We start from the raw sequence: 15,604 nt of genomic DNA, 5'->3' as shown, positions 1-15,604 counted from the left end.
ATGAAAAAGCAACAACAAGAACAATCTGCTTGTTACCGTTTTTGGAGAAATGTCGGAATCATCACAGGTTCTGGCTTGATTGGAGGAGTCATTGGTTTTTTGACAGTCATGTTCGGATCCGAAAAGCCCCTTGAAATCCAATCCTTCTTTAGTAAAGAAGTACTCCTTTTGGGCTCAATACTTTTGTTTCTTATCTTGTTTATGGTCACGATAGCCTTACTAATAAGCGCGAGAAAAGTCCATCAAAAAATACTCCAGATAGAAGACGAAGACGAAGCCTATCACTATGACATCCAGAAGGAAAAACTGTATGGGTTAGCGACCATTTTTAAAGGTATCATGATCTTGCCATACTTTTTAGTCGTCATTTTTTATAGTCAATTGGTGTATATGGATAGACCTTCCACAGGGCACTTGGCTTTTATCTTTGGAGAGTTTTCCATGCTCTATCTCTTTCTTGTCTTGTTTGCCCTATTTTTCCTATCGGATATCTTCTTTCGCAAGACCTTCCATCTGATTTATGGAAAACCGATTCCCCGCAATGCCAATGCCAAGGAAGTGCGGGAATTTATGATGAGTATGATGGATGAAGCAGAAAAGCAGATTAGCTACGAGGAAAACTATGAAATTATCATTAAGTTAAGCAATTATATCTTGCCGAGCCTTCTCCCTGCTCTCCTCCTCATTGGGGTCGCCTTCAAAACGGATATCCTCTTAGCTTTGTTCGTCGTATCCATTCTCTATATTTATATCCTTATTTCACAATACAAGATTACCAAACGTTATTATAAAGAGTAAAGGAGTCATTCATGTTAGAAATTAGAAATTTAGAAAAGAGTTTTGGCAAGAAGCAAGTCTTGTTCGGGATTGACTTGACTGCGAAAAAAGGATCCATCTTAGGTTTGATCGGGAAGAACGGAGCTGGGAAGACCACTATCTTTCATAGTATCCTCCGCTTCCTTGACTACAGTGGCGATATCCAATTGGATGGCCAAGCAATCAGTCAAGAAACCTATAAAGAAATTGGTTACCTACCAGAAGAGCGGAGCCTCATGCCTAAGTTGACCATCTATGAGCAAGTCCGTTACCTTGCTAATCTTAAAGGAATGTCAACTTCTGAGGTCAAGGAGAAACTTCCAATCTGGATGGAAAAGCTCCAAGTAAAAGGAAAATTAACCGATAAGATTAAGAGCCTCTCAAAAGGGAATCAGCAAAAGGTGCAGTTGATTATTACCATGATCCATGAGCCAAAATTAATCATCTTGGATGAGCCGTTTAGTGGACTGGATCCTGTCAATACAGAAGTGCTCAAGCAGGTCATTTTTGAAGAAAAAGAGCGTGGTGCGACCATTATCTTCTCTGACCACGTCATGACCAATGTGGAAGAACTCTGTGATGAGTTGGTCATGATTCGTGATGGATCTGTGATTCTCTCAGGTCCCGTACAAGAAGTTCGCAATAGCTTCGGGAAGACTCGTCTCTTCGTATCCAATGACTTCAGTAAAGAGGAGTTGGAAGTGCTGCCTCACGTGACCAAGGTGACCATGACCAAGCAAGGCCTTTGGAAGTTGGTATTGGATGATGAAACAGCAGGTCCGGACCTCTTTGATCAGTTGACCAAGGGTCGCTATCTAGCAACCTTTGACCAACAAGCCCCAACCATTGATGAAATCTTTAAACTAGAATCAGGAGTAGAAGTATGAAACAGATGCTGATTGTTATCAAAGAAACTTATTTACGCCAAGTGAAATCATGGAGCTTTTTACTGATGGTGCTTACTCCCTTTCTCTTCTTCGGATTGACGATTGGAGTGAACTATTTCGTCGGATCTTCTACATCTGCGAAAAGCAACATCGCCTTGATTACAGATCAAGCTCCTGTCAAGGAAGTCTTGAAAGGGACCGATGGCTTGTCCTTTGACTATAAGGATGAAGCAGCAGCGAAGAAGGCCATGAAAGAGGAAGAAATCAAGGGAATCCTCACAGTTGAAGAAAAGGATGGCCAGCTAGAGGCTCGCTACCAGAGTGAGGATGCCATGAAGCCAGGTTTCAAAGCAATCCTTATGGCTAAATTGAGTCAGGTCCAACAAATGCTCAATGTTTCTAAAGCGGATTTAAGCCAAGAGCAGTTAGCAGCCCTTTCGCAACAGGTCTCATTGATTGAAAAAATTGATGAGAAGAAAGAAGGGCTGAAAATGGTGCAGACCGTGGTAGCTGGAGGAATCGGTTTTCTTATCTACATGATTCTGATGTTTTATTCAGGTATCACTGCTCAAGAGGTAGCCAGTGAAAAAGGGACCAAGATTATGGAAGTGGTCTTCTCAAGCATTCGCGCAACTCACTATTTCTATGCTCGCATGATTGGTCTTTTCGGAGTCATTTGTACTCATATTGGTATCTATGCAGTCGGATTGGGAGGCGTTTGGATGTTTAGAGACTCCATTCCTCTTGTGAAAGATATCTTATCTCCAGACTCTCCTATCACCCAACATATTGGACAATCCATTTCCTTGAATACCTTATTCTTGATCATTCTTGGAATCTTCATGTACGTGGTTCTTTCAGCTTTCCTAGGTTCAACAGTTGCTCGTCCAGAAGATACAGGAAAAGCGATTTCGCCACTGATGATGTTAGTGTTCTTTAGCTTCTTTGGAGTAACCACCTTGGGTAGTGCAGGAGATGTCCTTCTGTTGAAGATTGGATCATACATTCCATTCATTTCAACCTTCTTCATGCCATTCCGTACCATCAATGGCTATGCAAGTGAACTTGAATCATGGGGATCATTCGGAATTGCCTTGGCCTTCACGCTCCTCGGCACCATGATCATTGGAAAAATCTATTCAAGCCTCATCTTACAAACAGATGACCTAGGTTTAGTCAAGACTGTTAAAAAAGCTTTAAGCTATCGCTAAAAGAGGAGAGTGGGACAGAAATCGGTAATTCGTTAGAATTCGATTTCGACGTCCCACCTCCGCACAGTTGAGTAGGGCTGTAAAAGCTGATGAAATCAGCGTAGTAGAGCCCACTCAACCACTGCGTCTTGCTCGACAATCCAAAGACAATTGAGAGGCTAGGACTTTTTGTCCCAGTCTCTTTGCTTTGTGAAATCATTGCTGTTTAGTCCTCTTTACTTTATAATGAAAGTAGAATGAAAAGGAGGCGGACATGAACTATATTGAGTTTGCTGAAAATGAGCGTCTGTCCACGATTGTCCTTGGGATGATGCGGATCAGTCAGATGAGTGAAGATGAGGTGGAGGCCTTGGTGGAGGCAGCCTTGTCAATTGGGATCAACACTTTTGATCTGGCGGACATCTATGGTGATGGCCAGTGTGAGGTCCTGTTGGGTAAGGTTCTCAAACGCCGTCCGGATCTTCGAGATCAGATGTGGATCCAGTCCAAGTGTGGCATTCGCAAAGACGGCTTTACCTATTTTGATTTTTCTAGGGACTATATTTTGGACTCCGTCGATGGCATCCTCGAGCGCCTGCAGATCGAGCGCTTAGATAGTCTCCTCCTTCACCGACCGGATGCTCTCATGGAGCCGGAAGAAGTAGCAGCAGCTTTTGATCACTTGGAGCAAGCGGGCAAGGTCCGTCATTTTGGAGTGTCCAATCAAAATCCTATGATGATGGAATTGCTCAAAACGGCTGTCAAACAGCCTCTCAAGGTTAACCAGTTGCAGTTGAGTGCCGCCTTTACACCGAGCTTTGAAGCTGGTTTTCATGTCAATATGGAAGGGCCAAAAGCAGCCGTGCGAGATGGCAGTGTCTTTGAGTATTGTCGTTTAACGGATACAGTGATTCAAGCCTGGTCTGTCCTCCAGCATGGCTATTTCAAGGGGAATTTTGTCGGCAAGGAAGAGTTTGCGGCCCTCAATCATGTCCTCAATGACTTGGCGAAGAAATACAAGGTCACTCCGACCGCTATTGCCCTAGCCTGGGTCCTCCGCTATCCGGGTAAGATGCAGGCCGTCATCGGAACGACCAAACCCCAGCATGTCCTTGAAGCGGGGAAAGCAGCAACAGTAACCCTAACGCGTAAGGAATGGTACCAAATCTACCTGGCTGCGGGTAATGATCTGCCATAGAATTATTAAAAAGGTTGGGCTTCCCAGCCTTTTTTGCTTGTGATAAATGATTGAAAGAGAGAGGCTATTCCGCTATTCTAAGGGAATAATAGAAATCATGAAACGGAACTACTGGCAGGACCTGAAAGGGGCCTTTTACTTAATCTGGCGCAACAAATGCTCCTTTATCTCTGTGGGAATCCTCTTGCAGTTTGTGATTGGTATTGGGGCTGCGGCCTTGAGCTGGGTGTCCCTCAGTACGAGTGAATAGGAATACGGTTTAAATAGAAATCTGCCTAACTAGGCTTAAAGCTGGCCAAATCGGAATATTCTTTGGTGATGATACCTAAATGTTTGATTTTTCTCCCATATTCCTCTATACTAAGTAGTATGAATAATGAAAGTCGTCCCTACAGTAACGCTGTCAGGGCGCTTTCTCTTTCTATAGCTTTCTTTTGTAGGCGCAATCCTCTCAGAACGAAGGACTGTTTCTTTGTTCGGAAATGGACTGCCAGTAAAGAAAACTTTACTAACTAGTATTTTTAGGAGGTAACTATGCTTCAGTCATTGATTGCTGAAATCAAGGAATACAAGAAACCCTCTATTCTAGCCTCACTCTATATGGTGTTTGAGGTCATGTTTGAGATTTCTATTCCATTCATTATGGCGACGCTTCTGGACAAGGGGGTTCAAAAGGGGGATATGACCACTGTTCTCACCTATGGTCTCCTCATGTTGGTCTTCGCCTTTCTCTCTCTTTTCTGTGGGATGCAGTCGGCTCGCTACGGGGCTTTTGCTTCAGCTGGATTTGCTAAGAACCTACGGAAGGCGATCTTCAAGAAGATCCAAACCTTCTCCTTTGAAAACATCGATAGTTTCTCCTCAGGTGGTCTGGTAACCCGGATGATGACGGATGTGACCAATGTGCAGAACTCTTATCAGATGGTGGTCCGGATCTGTGTGCGGGCACCGCTCAATCTGATCTTTGCCATTGTTGCCAGCTACTTAATCAATCCGAAAATGGCTAGTATCTTTGTAGGAATTACTATCTTCTTGGGGCTGGTCTTGGGTATGATCACTAAGATCGTCTATCCACTCTTTACCAAGGTCTTTGATGCCTATGATAACTTGAACAACAGCATCCAGGAAAACATCACCAACATGCGCGTGGTCAAGTCCTATGTCAAGGAAGAAGAAGAGACTGTCAAGTTTAAGAAAGCTTCTCGCTTGATCTACAACATGTTCATGAAGGCTATTCGCATCGTGATTTTGAGTAGTCCAGCCATGATGCTCTCCTTGTATGCTTCCTTTATCTTGATCTCTTGGATCGGGGCACAACTCATTGTGGGTGGAAGCTTCACGACTGGTGAGCTAACTTCTATGTTTGCCTATGTCATGACCATCCTTATGTCCCTCATGATGTTTATGATGATCTTCGTCATGCTCTCCATCTCTATGGCATCTGTAGAGCGGATCAATGAAGTCCTTGGGACAGAGTCAACCATCGTCTCTCCGGAGAACGGTCTGACAGAAGTAGCAGATGGTTCTATTACCTTTGACCATGTGGACTTCGCCTACACGGATGAAAATGGCGACAAGGCCCATGTCTTGTCCGATATCAACCTCAGCATTCGCTCGGGTGAAGTGATCGGGATCCTTGGGGGGACTGGTTCCGGTAAGTCTAGTCTGGTCCAGCTCATCCCTCGTCTCTATGATGTGGAGTCAGGTAGCGTCAAGGTCGCTGGTCAGGATGTGCGAAACTATGATTTGGATCATTTGCGCAAGCAAGTAGCCATGGTGCTTCAAACCAATGTCCTCTTCTCTGGTACCATCAAGGAAAATATGCGCTGGGGGAATAAGGATGCGACGGATGAAGAAATCATGGAAGCTTGTAAGATTGCTCAAGCGGATGAATTTATCCAGAACTTTAAGGATGGCTATGATACCATGATCGAACGTGGTGGAGCCAATGTGTCAGGTGGTCAGCGTCAACGTCTCTGTATCGCCCGCGCTCTCTTGATGAATCCAAAGATTTTGATCTTGGATGATTCGACCTCGGCTGTCGATACTAAGACCGATAGCCTGATCCGTCAAGGATTGGCTACCAGTCTTAAAGACACAACTAAGATCATCATTGGCCAACGGATCTCTTCTATCCAAGATGCAGACCGGATCGTGGTCATGAATGATGGTAAGATCGATGCGATTGGTACTCACCACGACTTGATTGAGACCAATGCCATCTACCGTGAAGTCTATGACATGCAAACCCAAGGGAAAGGAGGACAAGCAGATGCAGAATAAGAAAAAAGCAGGCTGGGGCTCTCTCGTGCGCTTACTGGCCTACATGTGGCAACAGTATAAGTTCGTCCTTCTCTTAGCAGCTGCCCTTATCGTGACAGCCTCCCTTTCTACGGTCTATATTACATCCTCCATCCGAGCCTTGGTGGACCAATACATCCAACCCATGCTGGATAGTGGAAGCAAGGACTTTGGCCCCCTCTTAACTTTCTTATCAACATTAGCAGTGATTGGAGTGGTGGGAGTTTTGGCCAACTATGGCTTCTCCCTCATTATGGCGACAGTGTCTCAGGATACGCTACGCTCTCTGCGGAACCAGCTCTTTGCCCGTATGCAGAAGCTCCCTGTCAAGTATTTTGATACCCACCAGCACGGGGACATCATGTCTATCTATACCAATGACATCGACGCTCTTCGCCAAGCGATCGAGCAGTCCATCCCGCAGCTCTTGCAGTCTGCCATCACGATCATCGGTGTAGCAGTCAGCATGATCATGATTAGCCCTCTTCTTTTCCTTCTCGTTCTTTCGATGGTCGGCGTCATGGCCTATGTCATTAAGGATATCTCTGGCAAGTCTGGTCGCTATTTCGCCGATCAGCAAAAGAACCTAGGGATTGAAAATGGCTTTATCGAAGAGATGATGGCTGGTCAAAAGGTAGTCAAGGCCTTTGTCCATGAAGAGGAAAGCATTGAAGCCTTTGAGCGGATCAATGACCAACTCTTTGAATCATCCTACCAAGCTAACCGCTATGCCAATGTCCTGATGCCGATCTTGGGGAACCTGGGAAATGTCTCCTTCGTCTTGACCTCATTGGTCGGAGGAATCTTCGCCTTGAATGGGATCAGTGGCCTCACCATTGGTGGTCTCATGGCCTTTCTCCAGCTCAACCGTTCCTTCAACGGGCCTATCACCCAAGTATCGCAACAGTTGAACTTTGTCCTCATGGCTCTGGCTGGGGCAGATCGGATCTTTGATCTCTTGGATGAAGAAGTCGAAGTGGATGAAGGGAAAGTGACCTTGGTCAACTATGAAGAGGTCGATGGTCGCATGGTCATCACTGATAAGAAGACCAACCTCTGGGCTTGGAAACACCCGCGAGAAAATGGAGACTATGAGCTGGTCAAATTGGTCGGAAATGTCGTCTTTACCAATGTAGACTTCTCTTACAATGAGAAGAACCAAATCCTCTACGATATCAACCTCTATGCGGACAAGGGTCAAAAGGTGGCCTTTGTAGGCGCGACAGGAGCAGGGAAGACCACCATAACCAACTTGATCAACCGTTTCTACGATATTCAATCAGGATCTATCACCTATGATGGTATCGATGTGAAGCTGATCGAGAAGGCTTCGCTCCGTCGCTCTCTAGGGATTGTCTTGCAGGATACCCACCTCTTCACTGGAACCATTGCAGAAAATATCGCCTATGGTCGATCAGATGCGACCCGGGAGGAAATCCTGGAAGCAGCCCGCATTGCCAATGTGGATACCTTCGTCAAACATTTGGACCAAGGCTACGATACTGTCTTGAACGATGATGGAGCCGGTCTATCCAATGGTCAACGTCAGCTGATTGCTATTGCGCGTGCTGCCTTGGCCAATGCGCCAGTCTTGATCCTTGATGAAGCGACCTCTTCGATCGACTCACGGACAGAGAAGATGGTCCAAGAAGGGATGGATCGCCTGATGGCCGGACGCACCGTCTTTGTCATCGCCCACCGTCTCTCAACCATCGTCAACTCGGACGTGATCATGGTCATGGACAAGGGACGCATCATCGAGCGAGGCAACCACGCTTCCTTGATGGCAGAACGCGGGACTTATTACCGCCTCTACACCGGTGGTCTTGAAATTGATTAACACAAAAAAAGTCTGAGCGTTGGCTCAGGCTTTTTGCTTATGGATAATGTTGTCTTTGAAACTTTCCTTAGGTGAGATCGGACCTAGCTGGTCCGCTTTTTTTATGCACTAGATCATTTCCATGGTATAATGGGAGGACTATTCATAGAGAAGAACTAAAGGAGACAAGAGTGGATCAAAAACATCACTGCCAAGTCCTATGGGCGAAAAATAAATACCTGGTGCTGAGTCGTTCTAGTAATATATACAAGGAGATCCGAGAATACCTCAAGCAAGACCAGGTGGAAGTCAGCCACGTCGAGGACCTGATCCAGCAAGCGCTAGCTTTGCCGGAAAATCGTGGCCAGGTCTCCAATGCCTTCCAGCATATCTGGGGCTATTTCAAAAAGCAGGCGACTGCAGAGGAAAAGGCGGGCTTCATGCTGCTACTTGAAAAGTACCAGCATGGACAAGCTAGCCAAGAGGATCTTATCAAGGGAATTCAGACCCTCCTTGAGCTCTACCCTAATCGCTATTTACAAGACTCGACGCTACTAGGAGGTCAATAGATGAGACTCTGGCACCAAGACTTGATTTCCAAACTTCCTCGTCCCCAGCTCCTGGGCCAACACCGTGAATGCTGCGCCCTAAGGGGTAATGGCTGGGGCAAGAAACACGCGACGGTCAATTATGTCTTTGACTACTCGCCCTATCGCCTCTATGCCTATCACCGCCTGATCATGGAGGAGATGACCGCTCGTGGCTACAAGGTCAGCCCAGAGTGGTGGGAGCCGACCTACCGAGGCAAGACCTGTTCAGCCTATCCAGACATAGAAGAGGAAGCTTTGAGCACCCCCATCTATCCCGAGCACCAGGCTACTTACCTCCATGAATGTCTGGAGAATTTAGCAGAAAAAGGGATTCATTTAGATTAAGAAATAGAGGCTGGGACAAAAGTCCTAGCCTCTCAACTGTCTTTGGATAGTCGAGCAAGACGCAGTGGTTGAGTGGGCTCTACTACGCTGATTTCATCAGCTTTTACAGCCCTACTCAACTGTGCGGAGGTGGGACGACGAAATCGAATTCTAACGAATTACCGATTTCTGTCCCACTCTCTTTTTTGCGCGAAAAACCAACAAAATGCTTTGAAAGCGTTAATTTCTTTCTTAAACATGCTATAATAATAGGAGATTATGTACAGGAAAAGGATAGACGGATGAAGGCAGTAGCAACTCCAGAACTTGAGATTGAAAGACAGTTGATCCAGCAGTTGACATCAGGAGAGAGTCAATGGACTTATCGCCAGGATCTCAAGAATGAAGAGCAGTTATGGGACAATTTCTTTGACAAGCTCGCGCAAAACAATGTCGCCTTGCTGGCAGACCATCCCTTGACCGACCAAGAAAAGCGCCAGATCAAAAACCAGCTCAACTTTGTCAGCTACTATGAAGCGGCCAAGTGGCTAGCGGGTGAAAATGGCATCGCTAAAGTAGAGGTCCAGCGAGAAGATGCTAGTCTAGGGACTATCCGTCTGGCGGTCATCTGGCGGGACAATATCGCAGCTGGGAAGTCGAGCTATGAAGTGGTCAACCAAGTCGAACGTGACAAGGCCTATCCACTAGACCAGGATCGACGGCTAGATACGACCCTTCTGATCAATGGCCTACCCCTCATTCATATCGAACTCAAGAGTCCCCGAGTGGCCTTTCTAGATGCCTTTCATCAGATCAAAAAGTATGACCGTGAAGGCAAGTTCCGGGGCATTTACTCCAGCTTGCAGATGTTTGTCGTGACCAATAAAGTCGACACACGCTATATCGCTGCAGCCCGTGAAAGCAAGCTAAATAAGCAATTCTTGACCAAGTGGGTGGACAAGGATAACCAATCTATGATCGATCTCAACAGCTTTGCTCATGAGGTCCTCTCCATCCCCCGGGCCCATCAGATGGTCATGCAGTACTCAGTCATCGACGATAGCAAGAAAGCCCTCATACTCCTGCGTCCCTACCAGATCCATGCCATCGAGGCCGTGCAGGAAGCCTCTCGCCGCCAAGAGTCAGGCTATATCTGGCATACGACCGGTTCAGGTAAGACCCTGACCTCTTACAAGGTGGCGCGCAATCTCTTGCAGATCCCAGCGATCCAAAAGACCATCTTTGTCGTCGACCGCAGAGACCTAGACCAGCAGACGACCTCGTCCTTTCTCTCTTATGCGGCCAATGATGTCATCGACATCGACGAGACGGACAATACCCATGAGCTGGTTAAACGCCTAGGGGGCAATGACAAGCGCGTGGTAGTCACGACTATACAGAAAATTACGACCATGATGCGTAAGTTCGAAGAAGGGAAGTACCAGCGGGATGCTGGGAAGATCAAGGACCTGCGCGTGGCCTTTGTCGTGGATGAGTGCCACCGAGCAGTCACTCCACAGACGCAAAAGGAGATCAAGGCCTACTTCAAGAACTCACTTTGGTATGGCTTTACAGGAACCCCTATCTTTAAGGAAAACAAACGCAAACAAGTGGGAGACCTGGCTCAGACCACCCACCAACAGTATGGCGACCGCCTGCATGAATACACGGTCAAGGAAGCCATCCATGATGGAGCAGTTCTGGGCTTTAAGGTCGACTACCGCAATACCATCATCTCCGATCTCCTAGAAGAAGAGATCCCAGACCAGGCCTATGAGGACAAGGAGCACATGCTAGAGGTTCTAGATGCAATCCTCAATAAGAGCCAGCAACAGCTCAATATCCCTAAAGGGGTCGGAAAGAGCTATGAAGCTATCTTGACAGTCAAGTCCATCCCACGAGCACAGGCCTATTATAATCTGCTCAAGAGCATACTCGCAGGCAAGGAGCGGGTCAAGGTCTCCGAGCGGGTCAAACGTCATTTGCCAGATTTTCCAAAGTTTACCATCACCTACTCAGTGTCTGAAAACGAGGAAGAGTCTATCGGCTACCAAGACCACATGAAGCAGGTCATGGAGGACTACAACCAAGAGTTTGGTACGCATTTTAGCCTAGCGGATCTGCGTGGCTTTAATAGCGATGTCAATAATCGCCTGGCCAGAAAGCAGGACAAGTACCTCTACCGCAATGAGCAGTTGGACCTGGTCATCGTGGTCGATCGTCTCTTGACAGGCTTTGATGCACCTTGCCTGTCTACGCTCTTTATCGATCGCAAACCCATGCGCCACATGACTTGATCCAGGCCTTTAGCCGGACCAATCGGATCTTTGATGACAAGAAGCACTTCGGCCATATCATCACCTTCCAGCGCCCTCAAGCCTTTAAGGAAGCTGTCGACAATGCCCTCAAGCTCTACTCTAATGGAGGTGAAAATGAAGTCCTGGCCCCAAGCTGGGAAGAGGAGAAGCGCAACTTCTTAAAAGCCTGGGCAGAGTTTAAAGGCCAAGTCACAGACTTGGAAGAAGAGGGAATCGCCCTTGAGCAGGCCCCAACAGCCCAGCTCCGTAAGGTCGCTAAAGCCTATCAGGTCTTTGACAAGTACCAAGCCTCGATCCGCGTCTACTCAGAGTACGATAAGGAAGAGATCTATCGGGAAACAGGCCTCAGCGACAGTCAGCTCGAAGCCTATCTAGGCCTCTATCAAAATATCCTGGCGGAGATCAAGAGCAGGGATCCAGAAGTGGACAGCCAAGATGAGCTGGATATCCACTATGAGCTGGAGTCTGTCCAAGTCGATGAGATCAACTATGCCTATATCCTCATGCTGATCCAGAGTATGATCCAGCAGGAGGAAAATGACGAACAAACCCTCAGTGACAAGGATATCGCAACCGTGGACAGCTATATCGAGAGCCTGAACCGGACCAATCCAAGCCTAGCTGAGATCATCCAAAACCTCTGGACCCAAGTCCAAGAAGAGCCCGAACGCTACCGAGGACAATCCATCACCGGAGTCTTGGACCAGATGATCGAATCTATCATCGATAGCCATATCGTAAGCTTCGCTAAAAATTGGTATATCGGAGCCGACGAACTGCGCTACTATATCCAACACTACCGCAAAGGCGCCAAAAAACAAGCCGGTGAAAGCCAGCTGACCAAGAGCCAACGCTACAAAGACTACAAGGCAGAAGTAGCAGATGCCCTCAACCCACTTAGCTACAAAAAACAAATCAAAGAAGCCTATACCCAACTGATCGAAGAAGTGATTGAGCCGTTGAGGGTTGGGAGGTAAGAACTTTTCAATTATTTTAAATAATAGTTTTGTATTTCCAATAATTTTTGAATGATATTTTCTATAAATTTGAATTATTTATGATAAAAGAGTGCTACATTATTAACTTTTTTAATTATAAGTGATTAATTAGGGGGATAAGTTGGGAACAAAAGGAGTTTATAAATGAATGGAAAATATACTGATTACTATCAATACGATGAAATATCATCTCATTGCTTTCATATTGTTTTTGATTTAGATGAATCTAATAATATTGTACAAAATGAAAAAGGTTGGATTGAAGAAATATTTGATGCAATTCCGTTTTTTGCATTAGGACAGAATAAAGCACTAGAAATTTCTAAAGATAGTCCTAGAAAGGCTGTTAAACAAGGAATAAAATTACTATATGATGTTAAAGAGATAAGAGAAGCAAATAAAGAATATTTAACCAACCCTAAATTGAAATTTGATGATAAGTACCTAAAAAGAGGAGAATTTGGAGAGCTTATTTTATACTACTTATTGCAGGAAAAATTAGGAAAACCTCAATTAATATCTAAGATTTATTTTAAGGATAGTTATAATTCCGTTGTTCATGGCTTCGATGCCGTTCATTTTGATAAAAATTCAAAAGAACTGTGGATTGGAGAGAGTAAATTTTATAAAGATAAGAACAGTGCTTTAAGAGACTTAGTTGATGATTTGTACAAACATTTTAATATTGATTTTTTTAATCAAGAGTTTGCAATCATAAAGAGAAGGTTTGGTGATTTGGGTATTCAAGATGATGATATAAGTACTTTAGTTGATCCACAAACAAAACAATTATCTAAAATCATAAATATTAATGCCTGCTTCTTTGCATTATTTGACAGTGAAATTGTAAATAGTTTTTCATATGAAGTTGGTACAGATAAACCATCTCAACAATTTTTAGATATATTAAAAAAAGCAGTAGAAAAAACTAGAGTTAATTTTGATAGTAAAATTTCAACATATCCTTATAAAGATAAGTTAAAAATACATTTATTTTTGTTTCCAGTGAATAGTAAATATAAATTAATTCAGGCACTACATGAGAAGTTGAAAAGAGAGCAAGGATTATATGATAATTGATGAATTAAGAGATTTTGACTTTTGTTTTAATTTGGCAAAAGAGATTTCTGTAAGTAATGATAGCAAAAAACTCATAGATGTTATTGAAAACTGGGAATATGTTCACCCTGAAGTACGGTCTATTTTTTTAAGTTTAATTGAAGGTTTTGGTTTTTACCCTTATTTGAATGAGGGAGTGGATATAGACCTTGCTGCTTTAATCCGTAGAGAGTACCATAAATCTCAATTTGTTAATAAACAAGGGAATAGTGTTATTTTTCATTATGAACAAAAGATGTTAGAAGAAAAGATAAATAAAAATCAAAATTTAGTTGTTTCTGCTCCAACGAGTTTTGGTAAAAGTTTATTAATTGAAGAATTTGTTGCGAGAAGAAAGTATGGAAATATATTGATAATTCAACCCACTCTTGCTTTGATTGATGAAACAAGAAGAAAACTTAGTTCTTATTCTGACTATTATAATATCGTCGTTAATACTCATCAGGAAATTGGAGAAAAAAATTTGTTTATATTAACAAGTGAACGAGTCTTAGACATTTTGCCTAAAATAGATGATATTAATTTATTTATTATTGATGAATTTTATAAAATAGCTAACAGTAAGCAAGATGACAGAGTAAGTCATTTAAATATTGCTTTTTATAAAGTCATGAAATTCAAGCCTCAATTACTATTTCTAACTCCTGTAGTTGAAAATATTTCAGAAGACTTCATAAGAAAATATGATATTCAATTTTACAGAACGGAATACAGTTTAGTAAATCAAAAAATAAAACAGATTTCTTACAAATCAGAAGACGAAAAGGAAGAGAAATTATTTCAATTATTAAATGATTTTTCAGAACCTACTATAGTTTATGTACGTTCTCCAAAAAGGTCAGAGGAACTTGCTAAAAAGTACATAGAAAGATTTTCTTTAAAGCAAAAGAAATTTTTTCCTGTTTTTGAATGGATTAATGAAAATATTTCTTCAAATTGGATTCTTAAAAAATATTTAGAGAATGGTATTGGACTACATAATGGTCAGTACCCTCGCCATATTGTAAATAGTCAGTTGGATTACTTTAATAGTGGAGATTTAAAAATTATTTTTGCAACTACTTCTTTAATTGAAGGTGTAAATTCAATTGCAAAAAATGTAGTTATTTATGATATGTTTAAAGGAACTCATAAATTAACTCACTTTGATTTTAATAATATTAAAGGTCGAGCAGGGCGAATGATGAAGTACTATACTGGGAATATTATTTATTTTGATAATCCACCTGAAAAAATGGATGAATTTCTAGACATCCCAGTTGTTGATCAGGGTAAAAATTTGCAAAGTGAAATTTTACTAAATATTGATAAGAACGATTTAAAGCAGAGTAAGCAAAATGACGTTCAAAAACTGGTAGAGGGGATACCAGATGATCTAATAGAGATATTTAAAAATAATTACTATGATGTGGAAAAACAGAAATCATTATTCAACTATATAAATTTAAATAGGGAATTGCTTAAAATATTAAATTGGCACACCCCTATGCCTGATTATGATGTGTTATTAGAAACTTTTAGAATCATAGACGAAGGATTAAAAGGAAAGAAAGGAAAAAAACATAAATATACTACGACTAAATGTCAGCAGATCATAAACAACGATCTTTCAAATGCAATACAAACGGAGTTGCAATACCTTTATCGTAAGAAGGGGAATTCTCATAAAGAAAGTGAAGAACTTTTAAATGAAGCAATATCAAATATTTTTTCTTTCATCAAAAATCAAGCAAAATATGAAATACCTAAAGTTTTATCTATTCTACAAAGTATTGTGAATTATATTCAAAAAAGTGATTCAGCTGACTATTCTTTATTTATTGCAAAATTAGAACACGAAGGTGTTGATGAAAATTTAAGTGTCTTATTAGATTTTGGTGTACCGTCTTCTGCATTAAGAAAGATAAGAATTCCAAGAGATGTTGAAGCAATCGACTATGTGAAAGAAAATTTAGAACTTTTAAGTAATAGATTATTAAATTACGAAATTGCAAAATTAAGTCAAATATAAGCCACGTAAGTAATTTTAGACTAAAATAATTTA

General features: G+C 42.7%; 11 protein-coding genes and 1 pseudogene. All 12 read left to right on the top strand.

Annotation, left to right across the window (positions count from 1 at the left end):
• Positions 1-798, top strand: a complete 798-nt coding sequence (locus DW738_RS04500; protein ID WP_023023780.1) for a DUF3169 family protein — start codon at positions 1-3, stop codon at positions 796-798.
• A gap of 11 nt (positions 799-809) precedes the next feature.
• The gene (locus DW738_RS04495) at positions 810-1,703 is read left to right on the top strand and encodes an ABC transporter ATP-binding protein (protein ID WP_123160452.1); all 894 of its coding nucleotides are present in this window, start codon (positions 810-812) and stop codon (positions 1,701-1,703) included.
• A complete protein-coding gene (locus DW738_RS04490) occupies positions 1,700-2,914 on the top strand; it encodes an ABC transporter permease (RefSeq protein ID WP_123160451.1) in 1,215 nt (404 codons plus the stop codon). The genes DW738_RS04495 and DW738_RS04490 overlap by 4 nt, the downstream gene beginning before the upstream one ends.
• 253 nt (positions 2,915-3,167) lie before the next feature.
• Positions 3,168-4,091, top strand: a complete 924-nt coding sequence (locus DW738_RS04480; RefSeq protein WP_120701782.1) for an aldo/keto reductase — start codon at positions 3,168-3,170, stop codon at positions 4,089-4,091.
• 97 nt (positions 4,092-4,188) lie between these two features.
• Positions 4,189-4,341 carry a dTDP-6-deoxy-D-glucose-3,5-epimerase gene (locus DW738_RS04475; RefSeq protein ID WP_243634247.1) on the top strand — a complete coding sequence of 51 codons (153 nt, stop codon included), beginning with the start codon at positions 4,189-4,191 and terminating at the stop codon, positions 4,339-4,341.
• 284 nt (positions 4,342-4,625) lie between these two features.
• Entirely contained in the window at positions 4,626-6,374 is a 1,749-nt protein-coding gene (locus DW738_RS04470) for an ABC transporter ATP-binding protein (protein WP_123160449.1), read from the top strand.
• A complete protein-coding gene (locus tag DW738_RS04465) occupies positions 6,364-8,232 on the top strand; it encodes an ABC transporter ATP-binding protein (protein WP_123160448.1) in 1,869 nt (622 codons plus the stop codon). Before DW738_RS04470 ends, DW738_RS04465 begins: the two co-directional genes overlap by 11 nt.
• Positions 8,233-8,402: 170 nt before the next feature.
• Entirely contained in the window at positions 8,403-8,780 is a 378-nt protein-coding gene (locus DW738_RS04460; RefSeq protein ID WP_123160447.1) for a YbgA family protein, read from the top strand.
• The gene (locus DW738_RS04455) at positions 8,781-9,146 is read left to right on the top strand and encodes a TIGR02328 family protein (RefSeq protein WP_123160446.1); all 366 of its coding nucleotides are present in this window, start codon (positions 8,781-8,783) and stop codon (positions 9,144-9,146) included.
• A 281-nt stretch (positions 9,147-9,427) separates the two neighbouring features.
• A pseudogene (locus DW738_RS04445) lies at positions 9,428-12,420 on the top strand (type I restriction endonuclease subunit R).
• 165 nt (positions 12,421-12,585) lie between these two features.
• On the top strand, positions 12,586-13,521 hold the full coding sequence (locus DW738_RS04440) for a DUF1837 domain-containing protein (RefSeq protein WP_123160445.1): 936 nt from the start codon (positions 12,586-12,588) through the stop codon (positions 13,519-13,521).
• Positions 13,511-15,571, top strand: a complete 2,061-nt coding sequence (locus DW738_RS04435; protein WP_123160444.1) for a DEAD/DEAH box helicase — start codon at positions 13,511-13,513, stop codon at positions 15,569-15,571. Before DW738_RS04440 ends, DW738_RS04435 begins: the two co-directional genes overlap by 11 nt.
• Positions 15,572-15,604 lie beyond the last annotated feature (33 nt).

Source organism: Streptococcus sp. AM28-20 (assembly GCF_003603595.1).
Taxonomy (GTDB): Bacteria; Bacillota; Bacilli; order Lactobacillales; family Streptococcaceae; genus Streptococcus; species Streptococcus ilei.
This window is presented reverse-complemented; position numbering and strand designations above follow the sequence as displayed.